This window comes from Sphingopyxis sp. KK2 (assembly GCF_001990265.1).
Taxonomy (GTDB): Bacteria; Pseudomonadota; Alphaproteobacteria; order Sphingomonadales; family Sphingomonadaceae; genus Sphingopyxis.
Genome location: NZ_LYVN01000081.1, coordinates 1 through 17,592 on the forward strand (window position 1 = coordinate 1; position 17,592 = coordinate 17,592).

Genomic DNA, 17,592 nt, shown 5'->3' on the forward strand with positions numbered 1-17,592 from the left:
ATCGGATGTCGGGGTGATATCGCAGAGGCAACCACCGCCGCAGCGGCCGTCGATACCGCGATTGCGCATTTCGGCCGGCTCGACATCCTCGCCAATATCGCCGGCTGGTTTCCCACCGCTTCGGTCGAGGATACCAGCGACGCCCAATATGCCGAGACGATCGCCGCCAATCTGACCGGCACCTTCCTGTTCTGCCGCGCCGCATTGCCGCAACTTCGCAAGCAGCCGGGTGCTGCCATCGTCAATATGTCGTCGACCGCGGCGCGCTTCGGAACCCCGGGCCTCGCCGCCTATGGCGCCAGCAAGGCGGGGGTCGAGGCACTGACGCGCGCGCTTGCGATCGAAGCTGCGCCCGCCGTTCGCGTCAATGCGGTGTCGGCGGGGCCGACGCTGACCGAGACGGTGCGGGCTTTGGTGGAGTCCGATACCACCGGAGCCGTCAAGGCGGTGACGCAGGCGCTGCCGTTGCAGCGCATGGCCGAACCCGAGGAAATCGCCGAGGCGATCCTGTTCCTGGCATCGGACCGGGCGAGCATCATCACCGGCCAGGTCCTGCACGCGAATGCCGGCGGGATCATGGCCTGACGCGCAGATCAGGCCGCAAGTTCAAGCGTAGAAGGAAATCGCGGAGATGCATTTTGCGCGTCGTCCGGCGCGTTGCAATGCGCAATTGAACGACTCCCAACTTGCCGTTATGGTCGAACGAAATCGTTCAAAGACCTGTTGGACGAGGCGACGCGGCAAAAGCCGCGCGCCAAGGGAGAGGAGCGAGGAAACATGCTGGTTTCACGCGATATTGCGGCCCGGGCCGACCAGATGATCGCATCCTGCGGACTCGACAGCCTGTCGATCTTCTTTTCGTCGCAATCGGCGGGCGCGAACAGCCTGACCTATTTGTTCCACCATGGCGTCTCCGAAGAGGCGCAGCATGCGTATAAGGACGGGCGGGTGTTCGAGGAGGACCCCTTCACGCGCGTCGTCGACCGCACCGACCGCTGCGGCCGGATGATCCGCTGGGGCGAGGACCGGCTCGACCGCGTCGCCGACCGCGCCACCGAATATCGCCAGTTCATCAATTGCCATTCGGTCGACGTCGTCGGCGCCTGGGTGCAGCAGGTGCTGCCCGAATTCTTCCTCGTCATCGGCGCGCATTGCCAGCCCACGGGCGGGCGCAAGTCGAACGTCGCGCACGGCCTGCTCGAGCATGAGACCGCCGCAATCTCGCAGATGGTGATCAGCCAGTTGTTCGAGGAAATATTGGCCGGCGCGGGCGGACGCGGGACCTTGCAGGCGGCGCTGGCGGCGGATGCGGCGACGCCCGATGACGCTGCCGCGAAACTCTCCTCGCGCGAACTCGAGATCGCGCAGCTGATCGGCGCGGGCAAGCAGAACAAGCAGGTCGCCTTCATCGCCGGCATTTCCGAATTCACCGTCGAGAACCATCTGCGGCGCATCTATCGCAAGCTCAACGTCCACAATCGCGCCGCGATGACCGCGAAGATTTTCGGCGGGCATTGAGGGCAATAGCGGGTTTCCGTCACTGGCGATGACGGACCCCGCCGCATAGCTTTTTCCCATGATCCGCACGCCTTTGATCGCGCGGACGATGGGAATGGAAGTCTATGAAGGCCATGGTCCTCGACGGCGGCACGCTCGCCCTGACCGACATCGCCGAGCCGCGCCCCGGCGTCGGTCAGCTGATCACGCGGCCGCTGGTATGCGGCGTGTGCGGCAGCGACCTGCACGCCAAGGATCATAGCGATCATCTGTGCAACCTGCTCCATCGCGCGGGCTTCCGCGGTTTCATGGACCCCGCGAAGCCCGTGGTCATGGGGCATGAATATTGCTGCGAAGTGCTGGAAAGCGCGGCCGGCTTCGAGCGCGGCCAGCGCGTCGTTGCGCAGCCCTTCATCGCCGGGCCCGACGGCGTCGAGCTGATCGGCTATTCGAACCGTTTCAACGGCGCCTTTGCCGAGCAGATGCTGCTCCAGGCCGATGCCGCCTTTGCGGTGCCCGACCATGTCGAAACCGACATCGCGGCGCTGACCGAACCGCTGTCGGTTGCGGTGCATGCTGTGGCGGAAAGCGGGGCCGATGCCAATTGCGCCTTAGCGGTGTTCGGTTGCGGCCCGGTCGGGCTGTTCGTCATCACCCGCCTGAAGGCATTGGGCTATGGCCCCGTGCTCGCGGTCGAGCCCAATGCGGCGCGGCGCGACATGGCGGCGCGGATGGGCGCCGATATCGTCGCGGCGCCGGGCGATGCGGGGATCGAGGGCTGGTTCGACGGCCTCGGCCTGCCGCTCGGCCTGTCCGACGCGATGGCGCAGGCGCCCGAGCTGAAAAAGCGCGAGCGCGCGGTGCTGTTCGACTGCGTCGGCAAGCCCGGCATGTTGATGGCGATCGGCGCCTCGGCGCCGATCGGTGCGACGATCACCGTCGTCGGCACCTGCATGGAAACCGACCCGATCGAACCCGCCTTCTTCTTGCAAAAGGCGCTGCAACTGCGCTTCGTCTTTGCCTATTCGCCCGCCGACTTCGCCGATGCCTTCGCGATGATTTCGGCCAACCCCGCCGCGCTCGCGCCGATGATCACCGGATCGGTCGGCCTCGCCGACGTCGACCGTGCCTTTGCGTCGCTGTCGGGGGGCGGGTCCGACATCAAGCTGATGGTGACGCCGACATGAAAGCCCTGACCGAAGCCGATATGACCGCCTATCTGGCGGCGCGCTTTCCCGACTGGCGCGATGTGCGGATCGAGGGGCTGCACCGCCTGCCGCTCGGCGCCTCGCGCGAAACCTATCGCTTCGACCTCGGCTATAGCGACGGCGAGGGCGCGCACAGCGACCGGCTGATCCTGCGCCGCGATCCGCCGGTCAGCAACGTCGATAGCGACCGCAACCACGAATATAGCGCGTACCGCGCGATCCACGGACATGGCATCCCCGTGCCGCGGATGATCCTGCTCGAGGAAGATCCCGGCCCGATGGGCGGCGCGATCTCGATCGCCGAGGATCTGCGCGGCTATCACAACAGCGAATATCAGCTGCAGGAACCCGCCTGGCAGGACAAGCTGCCGCATATCGCCGGGCAGATGTGGGGCGCGATGGGCCGGCTGGCCGCGGTGCCGGTCGAGGCGCTCGATCTCGACTTCATGGTCCCCGCGACCCCCGAGAGCACCGCGATGCAGGAGCTCGATTTCTGGGAAGCGACGCTCGACAAGAATGACGTCGGTCCCGAACCGATCACCCGCGCGGCGATCCGCTGGCTGCGCCGCAATCCGCCGCCCCCGGCGCAAAAGCTGGCGATGGTCCATGGCGATTTTCGCGCCGGCAACTTCCTCTACGACGACGACGGCAATCTGATCGCGGTGCTCGACTGGGAAATGGCGCACCGCGGCGATCCGCTCGAGGATCTGGCGTGGAGCCTCGCGCGCGTCTTTTCCTTCGGCAAGGACGACCGGCGCAGCGGCATCGCCCCGCGCGAGGATGCGATCCGCATCTGGGAGGCGGCGAGCGGGCTCACCGCCGACCCGGCGGCGCTGCACTGGTGGGAATTGCTCAACTGCGTGAAGGGGCAGGGCATCTGGAACAGTTGCGCCCATGCCTGGACGACGACGAGCGGCGAGCGCGAGGTGATCCACGCCTATGCCGCCTGGTGGCTCCGCAACGCGCAGGATCGCGCGATCCTCGAACTGATGGGGCATTTATGAAACCGTCGATACCCGTTGCCGCCGCTGATCTGGCGGCGCGGCTGCGCGCCGAAATCGTTCCCGAACTCACCGGCTTTCGCGCCAACAATGTCGCGATGGGATCGGCGATGATCGACATGATCGCCGAGGAGTTCGACCGCGCCGCCGCGCGGCTGTTCGATGAGAATGAGGCAGTGCGCGGACTGCTGGAGCGCGGGGGCGTCGCCATCGCTGCACCCGCGAGACCCGACCTCCGCATTTCGGCGCTGGAGGCCGAGAACGACCGGCTGCGCGCCGCGCTCATCGATCTGCAAACCGCGCTCGAAACCCGCGACGATACCGATGCCCGCGCGCTCGACGCCGACATCTGGCGCGAACTCGCGCGCTCGGTCGAGCGCCGCCGTATCGCCTCCGCCAATTTCTGACCTTTCCCCAACTGGAGACCATCATGCTGACCGCTGCCGACGATTACGCGATCCACCAGACGCCCGAGCCGATCGCCTATTCGGGCACCGACCGCAATTTTTACGATCGTTACTGGTTCAACGGCTACGAACCCGATGGATCGCTGTTCCTGCTCGCCGGTATGGGCATTTATCCGCACCTCAACATCATCGACTGCGGCATCTCGATCCAGGTCGACGGGGTCCAGCATTGCCTGCGCGGCAGCCGTGTCCTCACCGACCGCATGGACACCTCGGTCGGCCCGATCCGCATCGAAGTGGTCGAACCGCTCCAGAAGCTGCGCATCGTCGTCGAGGAACATGACGGCATCGCCGCCGACATCACGATCACCGGCCGCGCCTTTCCGATCGAGGAGCCGCGCTTCATGCGCCGGGTCGGGACGAAGGGCTTCCTCGACTACACCCGCCTGACGCAGAACGGCCACTGGACCGGCTGGGTCAGCATCGACGGCAAGCGCATCGACCTCAGCCCGCTCTGCACCGGCACGCGTGACCGGTCGTGGGGCACGCGCCCGATCGGCATGTCCGATCCGCAGCCCAATCCGCTCGCCGGCGAGCAGGGCTATTTCTGGCAATGGACCCCGCTGAATTTCAAGGACAAGAGCTTCTTCTTCCACATCGCGGCCGAGCCGAGCGGGCATGTCTGGAACAAGCGTTCGGTGCTCTGCCCCGACGGGACCGGTCCAGAATCCTTCCTCGAAACCGAAAATGCCGAGATGGAAACGGTGCTCGAACCCGGCACGCTCTGGCCCAAGAGCGGCGTGCTGACGGTCGATTACGGCACCGGCCCCTATCGGCTCGAGTTCGAGCCCTTCCACCGCATGCAGATGAAGGGCATCGGCTATTTCCACAGCGAATGGTTCCACGGCAACTACCACGGCGACCTGCGCGTCGAGCGCGAGGATTTCGCGGTCGCCGACCTCGATCCGATGAAGCTCGAAAATCTGCACGTTCAGCGCTTGTCGCGGGTGCGGATGACCGAACCCGACGGCACGGTCGAGGAAACCATCGGCACCTTTGAACAGGCGATCCTTGGCGCCTATCGTCCGCTCGGGATCGAGAGTGCGATGGATATTACGCGCTGGGACAAGGATTGATCGGATGAAGGGGATCGCGGGCAAGGCCTGTATCGTCACGGGCGGATCGGCGGGCATCGGCCTCGCGATCGTGCGGCGGCTTCTCGACGAGGGTGCGCAGGTGCTGTTCTGCGGCCAGAATGAGGCGAATGGCGCGGCCGCGCTCGCCGAACTTGGCCACCCCGACGCCCATTTCATGCGCGCCGATGTCGGCGACGAGGCGGATGTCGAGGCACTGGTCGCGGCGGCGGTTGAACGCTTCGGCGGGCTCGACATATTGGTCAACAATGCGGCCAAGGCGGCGATCGACCTGATCCCCGACCACAGCACCGAGGATTGGCGGCGCAGCACCGCGGTCAATCTCGACTCGGTCTTCTTCACCTGCCGCGCCGCGATCCCGCACATGCGCGCGCGCGGCGGCGGGTCGATCGTCAACATCGCCTCGATCTCCGGCCTGGGCGGCGAGGGCGCCTATCCGTCCTACAGCGCGCAGAAAGGCGCGGTGATCAACCTGACGCGGGCGATGGCGGTCTATCACGCGCGCGAGAATATCCGCATCAACGCGCTTTGCCCCGGCTTCGTCGAGACGCCGGCGACCGATGCCTTCAAGGCGTTGCCCGACCTGCTCACCCGCTGGTTCGAAGGCATTCCGGCGCAGCGGCCGGCGCAGGTGGAGGAGATGGCGGGGATCGTCGCCTTCCTCGCCTCCGACGACGCGAGCTATATGCACGGATCGATCGTCGTCGCCGACGGCGGCGTGACCGCAGGGTCGGGCCAGCCGACGCAGGTTCCGCTCGGCTGATGCCGGACCAGCGGGACGCGGTCGCGGTGGTCGAGGCACTGGTCGCCGCCTTCAACCGCCGCGACCGCGCAAGCATCGCCGATCTTCTCGCCGAGGATGTCGTGTGCGCGGGTATCCCGCTCGAACCCGCGCATGGCCGCGATGCGACGATGGCGATGCTTGAGCCGTTTCTTGCTGCCGAGGCGATCGACTGGCGCATCCTCGCCATCGTCGCGAACGGCCCGCTCGTCTTTACCGAACGCGACGATCGTTTCCGCTTCGCAGGCCAGGACTGGACCTCGGTGCGCGCGGCGGGGGTGTTCGAGGTCGACGGCGCCGGCCGTATCGCTGCGTGGCGCGATTATTTCGACCTTGCCGAACTCGAACGCGCGATGCCCTGATCTCGGTCAGGCGGCGGTGTAGCCGCCGTCGGCGATGAAATCCGATCCGGTGATAAAGGCGGCGGCATCACTCGCGAGAAAGGCGATCAGCGGCGCGATATCGGTCGCGTCGCCCAGCCGTCCCATCGGGATCAGCCGGGTCCAGGCGGCCAGTCCCTCTTCGGGGCTGAGCGGCTTGCCTTCGGCGTCGGTCGGCGGATCCCAGCTTGCGCCGAGGTTGGTGGCCACCGGGCCGGGCAGCACCGCGTTGACGCGGATGCCGCTGCCCGCCAGCTCGACCGCGACCGCCTTGGTCAGCCCGCGCACCGCGCCCTTGGTCGCGCTATAGGCTGCGAACTGCTGTCCGCCGACCTTGCCATAGACCGACGAGATATTGACGATCGACGTCGTCGCTGCGCCAGCCGCGATCGCGGCGCGCATCAGCGGCAGTGCGCCGTGCATGCCCATATAGACGCCCTCGACATTGATCGCCATCTGGCGCCGCAGCACGTCGACCCCCGCCTCGGCAAAGGGTTTGGACATCATGATGCCGGCGTTGTTCACCAGGATGTCGAGCCGGCCGAAGGCGGCGTCGACCTGCCCGAAAACGGCGTGCCATGCATCCTCGCAGGTCACATCGTGCGTCGCGGTCAGCACATCGCCGCCGAGTTCGGCGGCGAAGCTTTCCAGCCCTGCGGTGTCGATGTCGGTCAGCAGCAGCCGTGCGCCGAGCGCATGGAACAAAGTCGCGGTCTGGCGGCCGATGCCCGACGCGGCACCGGTGATGACGGCGACCTTGCCGCCGAGGTTCAGAATTGCGGTCATGGCTTGTCCCTCAGATATTGGATCGGGCGTGGCGTTCGGTTCCCGCCAGCGCCGGCAGGAAGGGCAAGGCGCGGTCGCAATAGACTTCGACCGCCGGTTGCAGGTGGCCGGGATCGTCGAGCGTCCCCGCCTTGATGAGCATGATGCCCGGCATCGGCTCGATCTTCGAGAGGATCGGCGATCCGCAGGCGGGGCAGAAGATGCGCTCGACGGTGCGTCCGCCGTCGCTGCTGTCGAGGAAGGTCCTCGTCTCGCCCTGCAGATCGAAATCCACCTCGGGCACCGCCGCGACGATCCCGAAGGCGCTGCCCGACTGGCGCTGGCAGTTGCGGCAGTGGCAGATCGCGGTGAGGAGGGGTGCGCCGTCGAAACTGTAACGCACCTGTCCGCAAAGACAGGCGCCGGTCATGCGTTCGGATGTCTGGTCGTTTGTCGTCATGTCGATACGTCGTAACCGGAAATGGCAGCCGGCGGAACCCGGAGGTCCCGCCGGCGACGCCCCCTTTTCCTAGAAATTATAGCGCGCGGTCACGCCGTACATCCGCGGCGGGGCGTGCAGCAGATAGTCGTAACCGAAGGCATCGCGCAGGTTCAGCCCGTACATGAAATATTTCTTGTTGAAGATGTTGGTCGCCCACAGCCGGAGCGACAATTGCTCGCCCTCCCAGCCCAGCGTCGCGTCGGCCAGCACATGGCCGGGCGAGTTGAGGAACTGGTTGCCGGCCTCGTCGTTGAACGGCGAGAAATATTGCTTGCTGGTATAAACGAGGTTCGGCGAGAAGACGATCTCGCCATTGCCGAGCGGCGCGATCTTCCAGTCGGCGCCGACGTTGATCGTCCATTTCGGTGCGTTGGGCAGCGTGTTGCCGTCGAGATTGGTCCCCGACAGTGTCAGCTTGTCATAGGTCGCATCGAGCCAGGTCACCGACAGGTTCGCGGTCAGCGTCGATACCGGCCGGACGTTCAGTTCGGCCTCGACCCCCTTGATCGTCGAACCCGGGGCCGAGCGGATGAAGCCCGTCGTGCCGATCACCTCGTTGAGCTGCTGGTTCTTGTACTTGGTCAGAAACGCCGCCGTGGTGAAGGTCGCCAGCCCGTCGAACAGCCGGGTCTTGGCGCCGATTTCATAAGCGTCGACCTGTTCGGGCGGCACGAAATCGATCGGGTTGCCCGCGTAGAACTGGCTGGAGAAGGATCCCGCGCGATAGCCGCGACTATAGTTGGCATAGAGCATCGTGCCGCTGTCGAAGGTGTAGTCGATGCCGACCTTGCCGGTGACGCGGCTGCTCTTGCGGCGCTTCGACGCCTCGGGCGTGATCACACCGGCGGGCGAGATGCTGCCGTGGGTGAAGGTGATCGCCGCGGCATCGGGATCGGCCGGGTCGAAGTCATAGGTGACGAACGGCGGCGAGGTCGCGGGGTCGGCGAAGGCGGTCAGGAAGGAATAGGCATCATAATGATGGTTGCTGTCCTTCGTGTAGCGCACGCCGAGCGTGAAGCCGAAATGGTCGCCGATGTCCTGGTCGAGCTGCGCGAACGCCGCGTAGCTGTTCCGTTCCTGGCGGTAGTGCTGGTAGAAATAGAGCGTGCTGACGAGGCGGTATTTGTCGATATTGTCGATGCTGTCCCAGCCATAATAGACGCCCGCCTGGACGTTGGTGCTGTCGCCGGCATAGGCGAGCTTCACCTCCTGGTTGAACTGCTTGTAGACGTCGCCATAATTGGTCTGGAGGAAGCCGACCACGGGCGTGCCCGACCCTTCCTGCGTCAGCGCCTGTTTCGACCAGTCATAGGCGCTCAGCGTCTGCAGCGAGAGCGTGTCGCTCAGTTCATAATTGATGTTGAACTGCACCCCGGCATTCTTGACGTCGTTGAAGCCGAGGTCGGGCTGGTTCGTCTCGAAAAAGCTGAGGCCGTCGTTCGACCGGAAATAGTTCGAGGTGCCCGTGCCGTCGTTGCGGTGGAACGCCGCCGCCTGCGTCGGCTTGCCCTTGCTGCCCGTGAACTTCAGCATCATGTCGAGCTTCTCGCTCGGCTTGGCGCGAATGATCAGGCGGCCGGCGATCGAATCCTTCGAGTTCGCGTCGGGCTGGCCGGGGAATATATTCTTCACATAGCCGTCGGCCTCGACATAATTGACCGAGGCGCGGAAGCCGAGGACGTCGTCGATCAGCGTGCCTTCGATCGCGCCTTGTCCGCGCACCTCGTTGAAGCGGCCGTAACCCGCCTCGACATAGCCGCGCGAGCCGGGGTCGAGCGTCGGCTTGTTCGAGATGAAGTTGATCGCGCCGCCGGTGGTGTTGCGGCCGTAAAGCGTGCCCTGCGGACCGCGCAGCGCCTCGACGCGTTCGAGGTCATAGAGCTGGAGACCGTGCATCGTGCGCGCGCTCAGATAATTGTCGTCGGTATAGACGCCGACGGGCGACACCTGGTTCGCGCCATATTCATTGCCGACGCCGATGCCGCGCATGGTGAAGTTGGGCTGCGCTTCGCCAAAGGCACTGGTCACCTGGAGCGAGGGGACGGCACCGCTTAGGTCGAAGCTGGAGGTGATGCCTTGGCGGTCGAGATCCTCGGTCGCGAGCGCCGACACCGCGACGGGGACCTTCATCAGCGATTCCGAACGGCGGTTCGCGGTCACGACGATGTCGTCGATCCCCGTCGTCGCCTGTTCCTCGGCCGCGGGTGCGGTATCGCCGGCCGCCTCCTGCGCCAGCGCCGGCACCGCGGTCAGCGCGGTCGCGCCAAGCAGCGCCGCGGAAAATATCCGAATGACTCTCATGAAACCCTCCATCCCATAGTCTGCCTCGCGGCTTCGTGGCCGCGGGCTTTGTTGCACTTTGTCACATCCCCACCGTACCTCTGTCCAATCGTGACTGGTCGCCCATCCATTGGAAAAAGGCATGGAAGCCTTCGAGTATTGCATCCTTCCTAGTCACGATCGCGGCATCGATATCGTGACTGATTCCCGTCATTCGTCAGCCGCGGTACCGGATCGGCAGGCGTTTCAGCCCCGACACGAAATTCGCCTTCACCCATGCCGGATCGCCATCGAGTTCGATATCGTCGATCCGCGCGAGCAGTTCGGTAAACAGGATGCGGATTTCCATCTTGGCGAGGAACTGGCCGAGGCAGACGTGCGGGCCATAGCCGAAGGCAAGCTGGCGATTGGGCTTGCGGTCGATGCGAAACGCCATCGGGTCGTCGAACGCCGCTTCGTCGCGGTTCGCCGAGGGATAGCACATCATCAGGCTGTCGCCCGCCTTCACCGCCCGCCCGCCGACCTCGCAATCCTCGACCGCGGTGCGGAAGAAATGCTTCACCGGGGTCGTCCAGCGGATGAATTCGTCGACCGCCTGCGGCATCAGATCGGGGTTGGCGCGCAGCTTTGCCATCTGGTCAGGATTCCGGATCAGTGCGAGCAGCCCGCCCGAAATCGCCGAACTGGTCGTGTCGTGGCCCGCCGCCGCCACGATCAGGAAATAGGCGTTGCGCTCGGCCTCGCCGATCGGCGCGCCGTCGATCGTCGCGGTCGAGAGCAGGGTGGCGACATCGTCTTGTGGATTGTCGAGCCGGTCGGCGACGACGCCACTGAAATATTGGTTGAAGGCGTTGAAGGCCTCGAGCATCGAGGCCATGCCGTCGCCGCCGCCACTGTCGGCGTCGCTGCCGCCGAACACCTTTTGCGACAGTTCGAGCATCAGCGGCTCGTCCTCGCGCGGCACGCCGAGCACGATCATGATCGTGCGCAACGGATACCAGGCGGCGATGTCCTTCGCGAAATCGCAGGCGCCGCCCTTGGCCACCATCCGGTCGACGGTCTCGCGGGCGAGGTCGGCGATCTTTTCCTCGAGCGCACGCACGCTCTTGGCGCCGAACCAGTCGGCGGTCAGCGCGCGATAGGCCTTGTGGTCGGGGTTATCCATCGCGACGAGGTTGCGCGCGAAATTGCTGCCGCCGGTCTGTTCCTCGAGCATCTTCTGGTCGTCGATGGTGACGAGGAACTGCCGCGGTTCGTTGAGGAAACTCTTTGCGTCGAGTTCGACGCGCATGATGTCGGCGTGCCGCGTCACCGCCCAGAAGGGGTGATATTGCGTCGGCGCACACCAGTGCACCGGGTCCTCGGCACGCAATTGTGCGAAGGCGCGGTGGTACAGATCCTCGTCGGCATAGGTTGCGGGGTCGGTGATGACCTCGTCGATATCGGTTACGCGCTGTGTCGCCACGCCGTTTCTCCTCTCCACCCTCATCGTAGGAAGGCGCGGGAGCGGGCGTCCAATCGACTTTCGCCGTGAATCGATAGACCGCGCCGATCAATCTGCTAAATTGTCCGACGATTGCCGATAGAGCGACTGGGTCAGAGGATATGCACCATCTGGATTTCAAGCTGCTGCGCAGCTTCGCCGCGGTCGCGAGCGAAATGTCGGTGACCCGCGCGGCGGAGAAACTCCACCTGACTCAGCCCACCGTCTCGGGGCAGATCAAGGAGTTGGAAACGACGCTGGGCTTCCTGCTCTTCCACCGCACATCGCGGCGCGTGACGCTCAGCGAGCAGGGCGCCGCGCTGCTGCCGAAGGTTGCGGCGCTGCTCGCCCTCGCCGACGAGGTCCGCCATGATGCGGAGTCGATGCAACATGCGACCGTGACGCATTTCCGGCTGGGCGCGGCGATGTACACGATGGATTTTGCCGACCGGATCAGCCTGCTCGACGCGTTCGCGGCGGCGCGCCCCGATATCCGTTACTCGATCGACAACCGGCTGCAGACCGACCAGGTCCGCGACCTGCTGACCGAAAAACTCGATGCGGCGCTGCTCCTCGGTATCGCGGCCGGCATTCCGGCCGCCGAGTTCCTGCACGAAGTCCCGAGCGGGCTGATCGTCAACGAGGTGCAATATCCCGACGCCCTCGAACGCGTGCTGCTCTGCCGCCGCAAGATCGGCCTGCTGGTCCCCGAAGCGAGCGAACTCGCCGCGATGGACGTCATAACCGGCGATGCGCTCGCGGGACGGCGGATCGCGATGCTCAGCGGCGAGCATGGCGACGCCTTCATCAATCCGATGGTCAGCTTCATGCTGTCGCGCGGCGCGATCCCGCTTGCACCGTCCGAAGGCAACGCGCTGGCGATCGAACGTTATGCGCTGCGCAGCGGCCATTGCTGCATCGGCATCGGCTGGTTCCCGACCCCGACGGGCCTCGTCTTCCGGCCGGTCGAGGACATGGACTTCTTCATGGACTTCTCGGTCGTGCTCGGCACCGCGCCGAACAAGGCCGCGCGGCGCTTCTTCGACTATGCCGAACGCTGGCAGGCCGCGCGCGAGGCCGCAGGCGAAAGCGTCGAGCGGCTGCCGATCGGCTCGTTCGGATAACTAGGCGAGATCGAAGGTCGCGTTGACATGCGCGCTGTCGCTATATTCGCGCACCGTGCGGACCCGGTCGCCGTCGAAATGAAACAGGAAGATGTAGCGGTTGTCGTAAATGCGGCCGTTGGTCAGCCGTGCTGACGACGTGGCCTCGACCATGATACTGTCGTCCTGCGCCAGGATCAGCCCCGGCGTGATCGCGATCCCGCTTTCGGTCTGCATATGCAATTCGGCGATCAGCGCGGCGAACTCCGCCACCGGCAGGTCGAGACCGCCATTCCACCACCAACGGGCGTCGGGCGTGAACTGCTCGACTGGCACCGCGCCCGTGCCGATAGCGGCCAATATGGCAAGCGCGCGCTGCGTCCGGTCGTCGGTCATCTTTGCTCTCCCCTTGGTTTCGGCTTCTTCGGCCGGTCGGTGCGGCGATACCAATTGTTTCCACGCCGCCATCCATCGGGCGCCCCGATGGGTCGGCGGCAAAGGCCGATTGGACTTTGCCGCAGCGCCTTCGCATCCTCATCGTCAGGTCCCGCCGAAAAGGGGCATTGGAGAGGCATTTGTGACCAGCAGCATCGCGCCCGCCGGACTCGTCGCGGCCGGCGCCGTCCCCCGTCCCGAGCAAGTCGATGCCGCCTGGATCGAAGCATTGCTGCTCGATGCCGGATATCGCGTCGCCATCGAAGCGCTGAGCGTCGAGCGGATCGGTACCGGCCAATTGGGCGACACCGCGCGTTTTCGCCTGCGCTATACCCCGGGCGGCGATCCCGCGCCCGCGACGCTGATCGGAAAATTTTCCTCGACCGACCCGACCAGCCTCGAAGTCGCGGCGGCCTGGTCGCTCTATGCGCGGGAGGTGCGCTTCTATCGCGAACTGGCCGCGAGGGCGCGGATCGCGATACCCGCCTGCTATGGCGCCCGGATGGACGAGGCCGGAGGCTTCGCGCTGCTGCTCGAAGATCTGGCGCCCGCAGCGCCCGGCGACCAGTTCAGGGGGTTGTCGGACGGGAACGCGAAACGCGCGGTGCGCGAGGCGGCGCGCCTGCATGCCGCTTTCTGGGAGCAGGGCGAGAATGCCGACCTCGCCTGGCTCGACACCGCCGCGTCCGGCCAGCCCTTCTACACCGCCGACGTCTTTCGCGGCGCCTGGCCGGGGTTTCGGGATCGTTACGACGCCATGCTCAGCGACGACCAGCGGCGCGTGTGCGACGCGCTGGCCGAGGGCTATGACGTCTACGACCGCCCGCGGCCGCGGCCGCGCTGCATCACCCACAATGATTTTCGCCCCGACAATATGCTGTTCGACGACGATCGGCTCGTCGTCGTCGACTGGCAGTCGGTCGCGCTCGGCTGCGGCGCGGTCGATGTCGCCTATCTGATCGGCGGCGGCTACACGCCCGAAGCGCGCCGTGCGGTCGAGCCCGCCTTGATCGCGGCCTATCTGGACGAGTTGCAGATACAGGGCGTGCGCGATTATTCGCCGGCCGAATTCGAAGACGACTATCGCCACTTTACCTTCGCGGGGATCAACGTCGCGGTGGGCGCCGCGATGCTTGTCCAGCGGACCGAGCGCGGCGACCGGATGTTCCTGACCATGCTCGATCGTCATGTCAGCCATGTGCTCGACCATGATGCCCTCGCGTTGCTGCGCGAATGATCGTCGATTGCTCCATTGCGTATCGACCCGCTCGCCGCTTAGTTCTGGACCGACGCACGTCACTCGACGTTCGCGCTGAACAGGGCTGCCAGAATGAATTCCACACGGAACCCGCCTGCTTCTGCCGATGAACCTTCGGTTTCGGGGGTGAGAAAGCGAAGCGCCGCCGACCAGGTATATGATGCGATCATTCTGGGTCTTCGGACCGGCGCCTTCATCCCGGGGCAGAATCTGGTCGAACCCGATCTGGCGCAGCGGCTCGGAGTCAGCCGCGGCCCGGTGCGCGAAGGGCTAAAGCTTCTGGAGGCGGCGGGGATCGTCGTCTGGAATCCGCATCGCGGCGCCTCGATCGGCGAACTCGACGTCGCCGCGATCCTCGATTTGTTGCAGGCGCTCGAACCGCTCTTTCGATTGGCCGCGCGGCTTGCCGCGCTTCGCTGTCAGTCGAAGGCCGACCAGAAACGCGTCAAGGACGCGGCAGCGCGCATTGCGCTTTCGGGGCCTGCCGGCAACCGCGCCGAATATTTCGAGGATCGGCAGCATTTTTACGACACGATCATCGATATCGGTGGAAATCGCGAGCTTGCCCGCATCATGACGCTGTCGCGCACCTATCTCTATCGCGCGCAGGTCGAACCCTTGCGCTCGGAGACGCAGCGGATCCAGCACGCGCAAAGCTATGCGCGAATTGCAAAAGCGATCCTCGACCGCGCGCCGGTCGAGGCCGATGAGGCGATGAAAGCGCATTTTGGGCAGAATGCCGAAGTGCTGTCGGGGACTGCCGGATCCGATTCGCGAACATGGGCGATCGATGGCGGTTCGTCGCGCTGATATCCGATGGCCCGAACGGCCCCATCGCACGGCGTGATGGGACTGACCTTCGCAGGACAAGAACGCAAAGCTGACCAGCTTTGGCAGAGCACCGAACAAGTCTGGAAAGAAATGGCTCCCCGGGTAGGATTCGAACCTACGGCCGCTCGATTAACAGTCGAGAGCTCTACCGCTGAGCTACCGAGGAACAGACCGCCGTGGCGGGCAAGGCGGCCCCTTTGCCGCCACGCGTTCGATATTGCAAGCCCCTTTAGACGATAAATTGCTCCATCGCGATGCGCTCGTCGAGACCCTGGTCGGGGTCGAACAGCAGCGTCAATGGCCGGCTGCGGTCGGTGGTGACCAGGACCGTTTTCACATCGCGGATTTCGCGCTGGTCGGCGACCGCGCTGACCGGGCGCTTGGCGGCTTCGCGGACGTTGAAGCGGATGCTCGTCGATTCGGGAACCAGCGCGCCGCGCCAGCGCCGCGGGCGGAAGGGGCTGATCGGGGTGAGGGCGAGCATCTGCGATTCGAGCGGCAGGATCGGGCCGTTGGCGCTGAGATTGTACGCGGTCGACCCCGCCGGGGTCGACACGAGCACGCCATCGCACGCCAGCTCCTCGAGCATCGTCTTTTCGTTGATCATCACCTCGAGCTTCGCGGCCTGGCGCGTTTCGCGCAGCAGCGAGATTTCGTTGATCGCGGGCAAGATATGACGCTCGCCGCTGATCGTCGTGATGTCGCCCGACAGCGGGTGGATCAGATAGGGGCGCGCGGCGGCAAGCCGGTCGAGCAGGCCTTCGACGCGAAATTCGTTCATCAGGAAGCCGATGGTGCCGCGGTTCATCCCGAACACCGGCATGCTGCGCCGCTGGTCGAGCAGCTGGTGCAGCATGTGCAGCAGGAAGCCGTCGCCGCCGAGCACGATCAGCAGGTCGGCATCGTTGAGGTCGACGAAATCATACAGCGGGCGCAGCTCGGCCTCGGCCTCCAGCCCCGCGGGCGCGTTCGACGCGACGAGCGCGATCTTGCGATGCATGTTGGTCCCCGCCTTCCCCATCTAAACGGGCGACGTGTCAGCCGCCCGTTGCACTCATATGACGCGCGACCGCCGGTTTGGACTTTCGTTCGATATGAAAGTCATGGGCGCGGGGTTTGCCAGCCAATGCGCTGTCAATCAAGCCATCGACTGCATCGGTGCCGCCCTCGCGCAATGCGGCGCGCAGGTCGACATGGTCCTCCTGCCCCAGGCACATATAGATGCGTCCCTCGACGGTCAGGCGGATGCGGTTGCAGGTGGTGCAGAAATTGTCCGACAGCGGCGTGATCAGGCCAAGCGTCACCGGGCTGTCCTCGACCCCGAAATAGCGCGCCGGGCCACCGGTCTTCTTGTCGATCGGGAAGATCGAGCGTTCGGCGCGCAGCGGCGCGACGAAGGCGTGGAGCGGGATATAATGATCGCTGCGGTCGTCGGCGATTTCGCCGAGCGGCATCGTCTCGATCAGCGTCAGGTCGCAATTGTTCGCGCCGCACCAATCGAGCATCGGCAGCAGCTGGTCCTCGTTGAGCCCCGCGAGCGCGACCATGTTGATCTTCACCGCAAGTCCCGCGGCGCGCGCCGCGGCGATGCCGTCCAGCGCGACGGCGAGGTCGCCGACGCGGGTGATGTGGCGAAAGGCGGACGCGTCGAGCGTGTCGAGGCTGACGTTGATCCGGCGCACCCCGGCGGCGGCGAGCATCGGCGCATATTCGGCCAGCCGCATCGCATTGGTGGTCAGCGTCAGTTCGTCGAGCCCGCGCCCGATCAGCGCGCCGAGCCGCATCGCCAGCGTCTCGATCCCGCGCCGCACCAGCGGCTCGCCGCCGGTCAGGCGAATGCGGCGGATGCCGCGCGCGACGAAGCGCTCGGCCAGCTCGGCCATTTCCTCGATGCTGAGCACCGCCGATTTGGGCAGGAATTGCATGTCCTCGGCCATGCAATAACGGCAGCGCAGGTCGCAGCGATCGGTGACCGACAGGCGCAGATAATCGATCCGGCGGCCATGGCCGTCGGTCAGCGGGGCGAGGGTCGAGATTGCCTGATCGGCCATCGCGGGCAATATTGCTGCAAAAGGCAGGGGATTGGCAAGCAATGCCTGCTATGGGGGCGCCGATGAATCGCGCAGTTGACAGCTTTGCCGCCGCCGTCGGGCACCTCGAATCGCTCCATTTGCGGTACGACGCCGATGTCGGCGTGATCCTCGTCCAGGTCGACCAGCTCGCGCGGATCAACAACAGTGCCGGGACCGAGGCGGGCGACGCGGTGCTCGAGGAGATCGGGCGGCGGCTCGAAAATTTCGCCGGCGACGAGTTCGGGCAGGGGTCGCATGTCGACCGGCTCGACGGGCCGCGCTTCCTGATCGTGCCGGCGGCGCCGCTCTCGCTCGGCGCGCTCAGGGCGCAGGAGCGCGCGCTGCATGTCGCGCTCGCCGAACCGATCGTCGGCGACCCCAACGGCCGGCTCGCGATCCGCATCGCGGCGGCGCAGATCGTCCGCGAGGAATCGG

Annotated in this window: 19 protein-coding genes and 1 tRNA gene; 12 read left to right on the forward strand and 8 right to left on the reverse strand. The window is 65.5% G+C overall.

Translation table 11 applies throughout. The annotated features are described in order from the left end of the window. The 8 genes from B1A78_RS13825 to B1A78_RS13860 all read left to right on the forward strand — a co-directional run. A partial coding sequence (locus B1A78_RS13825; RefSeq protein ID WP_077147520.1) for an SDR family NAD(P)-dependent oxidoreductase occupies positions 1 to 585 on the forward strand: 585 nt, incomplete at its 5' end. 192 nt (positions 586 to 777) lie between these two features. After that, entirely contained in the window at positions 778 to 1,518 is a 741-nt protein-coding gene (locus B1A78_RS13830) for a helix-turn-helix transcriptional regulator (RefSeq protein WP_144037828.1), read from the forward strand. A gap of 104 nt (positions 1,519 to 1,622) precedes the next feature. Next, positions 1,623 to 2,684: a zinc-binding dehydrogenase gene (locus B1A78_RS13835; protein ID WP_077147522.1), complete on the forward strand. Its 1,062-nt coding sequence runs from the start codon at positions 1,623 to 1,625 to the stop codon at positions 2,682 to 2,684. After that, positions 2,681 to 3,709 carry a phosphotransferase family protein gene (locus tag B1A78_RS13840; protein ID WP_077147523.1) on the forward strand — a complete coding sequence of 343 codons (1,029 nt, stop codon included), beginning with the start codon at positions 2,681 to 2,683 and terminating at the stop codon, positions 3,707 to 3,709. The genes B1A78_RS13835 and B1A78_RS13840 overlap by 4 nt, the downstream gene beginning before the upstream one ends. Continuing rightward, entirely contained in the window at positions 3,706 to 4,113 is a 408-nt protein-coding gene (locus tag B1A78_RS13845) for a hypothetical protein (protein ID WP_077147524.1), read from the forward strand. The genes B1A78_RS13840 and B1A78_RS13845 overlap by 4 nt, the downstream gene beginning before the upstream one ends. Positions 4,114 to 4,136: 23 nt before the next feature. Then, positions 4,137 to 5,249, forward strand: coding sequence for a hypothetical protein (locus B1A78_RS13850; RefSeq protein ID WP_144037829.1), 1,113 nt, complete (start codon positions 4,137 to 4,139; stop codon positions 5,247 to 5,249). A 4-nt stretch (positions 5,250 to 5,253) separates the two neighbouring features. Beyond that, positions 5,254 to 6,030: an SDR family NAD(P)-dependent oxidoreductase gene (locus tag B1A78_RS13855; protein WP_077147526.1), complete on the forward strand. Its 777-nt coding sequence runs from the start codon at positions 5,254 to 5,256 to the stop codon at positions 6,028 to 6,030. Further along, on the forward strand, positions 6,030 to 6,410 hold the full coding sequence (locus tag B1A78_RS13860; RefSeq protein ID WP_083734170.1) for a limonene-1,2-epoxide hydrolase family protein: 381 nt from the start codon (positions 6,030 to 6,032) through the stop codon (positions 6,408 to 6,410). The genes B1A78_RS13855 and B1A78_RS13860 overlap by 1 nt, the downstream gene beginning before the upstream one ends. A 6-nt stretch (positions 6,411 to 6,416) precedes the next feature. Here the strand turns inward: B1A78_RS13860 and B1A78_RS13865 are convergent, their stop codons facing one another. From B1A78_RS13865 to B1A78_RS13880, 4 genes are all read right to left on the reverse strand, one after another. Further along, positions 6,417 to 7,214 carry an SDR family NAD(P)-dependent oxidoreductase gene (locus B1A78_RS13865; RefSeq protein ID WP_077147527.1) on the reverse strand — a complete coding sequence of 266 codons (798 nt, stop codon included), beginning with the start codon at positions 7,212 to 7,214 and terminating at the stop codon, positions 6,417 to 6,419. A gap of 10 nt (positions 7,215 to 7,224) precedes the next feature. Next, positions 7,225 to 7,623 carry a GFA family protein gene (locus B1A78_RS13870; protein ID WP_144037830.1) on the reverse strand — a complete coding sequence of 133 codons (399 nt, stop codon included), beginning with the start codon at positions 7,621 to 7,623 and terminating at the stop codon, positions 7,225 to 7,227. Between the two features lie 99 nt (positions 7,624 to 7,722). Further along, complete coding sequence (locus B1A78_RS13875; RefSeq protein WP_077147535.1) at positions 7,723 to 9,996, reverse strand: TonB-dependent receptor; 2,274 nt, start codon at positions 9,994 to 9,996, stop codon at positions 7,723 to 7,725. Between the two features lie 196 nt (positions 9,997 to 10,192). Beyond that, complete coding sequence (locus B1A78_RS13880) at positions 10,193 to 11,440, reverse strand: cytochrome P450 (protein ID WP_218667982.1); 1,248 nt, start codon at positions 11,438 to 11,440, stop codon at positions 10,193 to 10,195. 140 nt (positions 11,441 to 11,580) lie between these two features. On the opposite strand from B1A78_RS13880, the gene B1A78_RS13885 reads away from it, so the two are divergent. After that, a complete protein-coding gene (locus tag B1A78_RS13885; protein ID WP_077147530.1) occupies positions 11,581 to 12,582 on the forward strand; it encodes a LysR family transcriptional regulator in 1,002 nt (333 codons plus the stop codon). Here B1A78_RS13885 and B1A78_RS22710 read toward each other — a convergent pair whose 3' ends face one another. After that, on the reverse strand, positions 12,583 to 12,957 hold the full coding sequence (locus B1A78_RS22710) for a nuclear transport factor 2 family protein (RefSeq protein ID WP_179102052.1): 375 nt from the start codon (positions 12,955 to 12,957) through the stop codon (positions 12,583 to 12,585). Between the two features lie 181 nt (positions 12,958 to 13,138). Between B1A78_RS22710 and B1A78_RS13895 the strand changes: the two genes are divergently transcribed. Next, entirely contained in the window at positions 13,139 to 14,233 is a 1,095-nt protein-coding gene (locus tag B1A78_RS13895; protein ID WP_179102053.1) for a phosphotransferase family protein, read from the forward strand. Between the two features lie 147 nt (positions 14,234 to 14,380). Continuing rightward, positions 14,381 to 15,064 carry a GntR family transcriptional regulator gene (locus B1A78_RS13900; protein ID WP_077147532.1) on the forward strand — a complete coding sequence of 228 codons (684 nt, stop codon included), beginning with the start codon at positions 14,381 to 14,383 and terminating at the stop codon, positions 15,062 to 15,064. A gap of 112 nt (positions 15,065 to 15,176) precedes the next feature. Here B1A78_RS13900 and B1A78_RS13905 read toward each other — a convergent pair. From B1A78_RS13905 to moaA, 3 genes are all read right to left on the reverse strand, one after another. Then, positions 15,177 to 15,251, reverse strand: a tRNA-Asn gene (locus tag B1A78_RS13905). A 63-nt stretch (positions 15,252 to 15,314) separates the two neighbouring features. Next, on the reverse strand, positions 15,315 to 16,085 hold the full coding sequence (locus tag B1A78_RS13910; RefSeq protein WP_077147537.1) for an NAD kinase: 771 nt from the start codon (positions 16,083 to 16,085) through the stop codon (positions 15,315 to 15,317). A 37-nt stretch (positions 16,086 to 16,122) separates the two neighbouring features. Then, entirely contained in the window at positions 16,123 to 17,136 is a 1,014-nt protein-coding gene (gene moaA, locus B1A78_RS13915) for a GTP 3',8-cyclase MoaA (protein WP_077147533.1), read from the reverse strand. Positions 17,137 to 17,198: 62 nt separating this feature from the next. On the opposite strand from moaA, the gene B1A78_RS13920 reads away from it, so the two are divergent. Beyond that, on the forward strand, positions 17,199 to 17,592 hold a 394-nt coding region (locus tag B1A78_RS13920), incomplete at its 3' end, for a diguanylate cyclase domain-containing protein (RefSeq protein WP_144037831.1).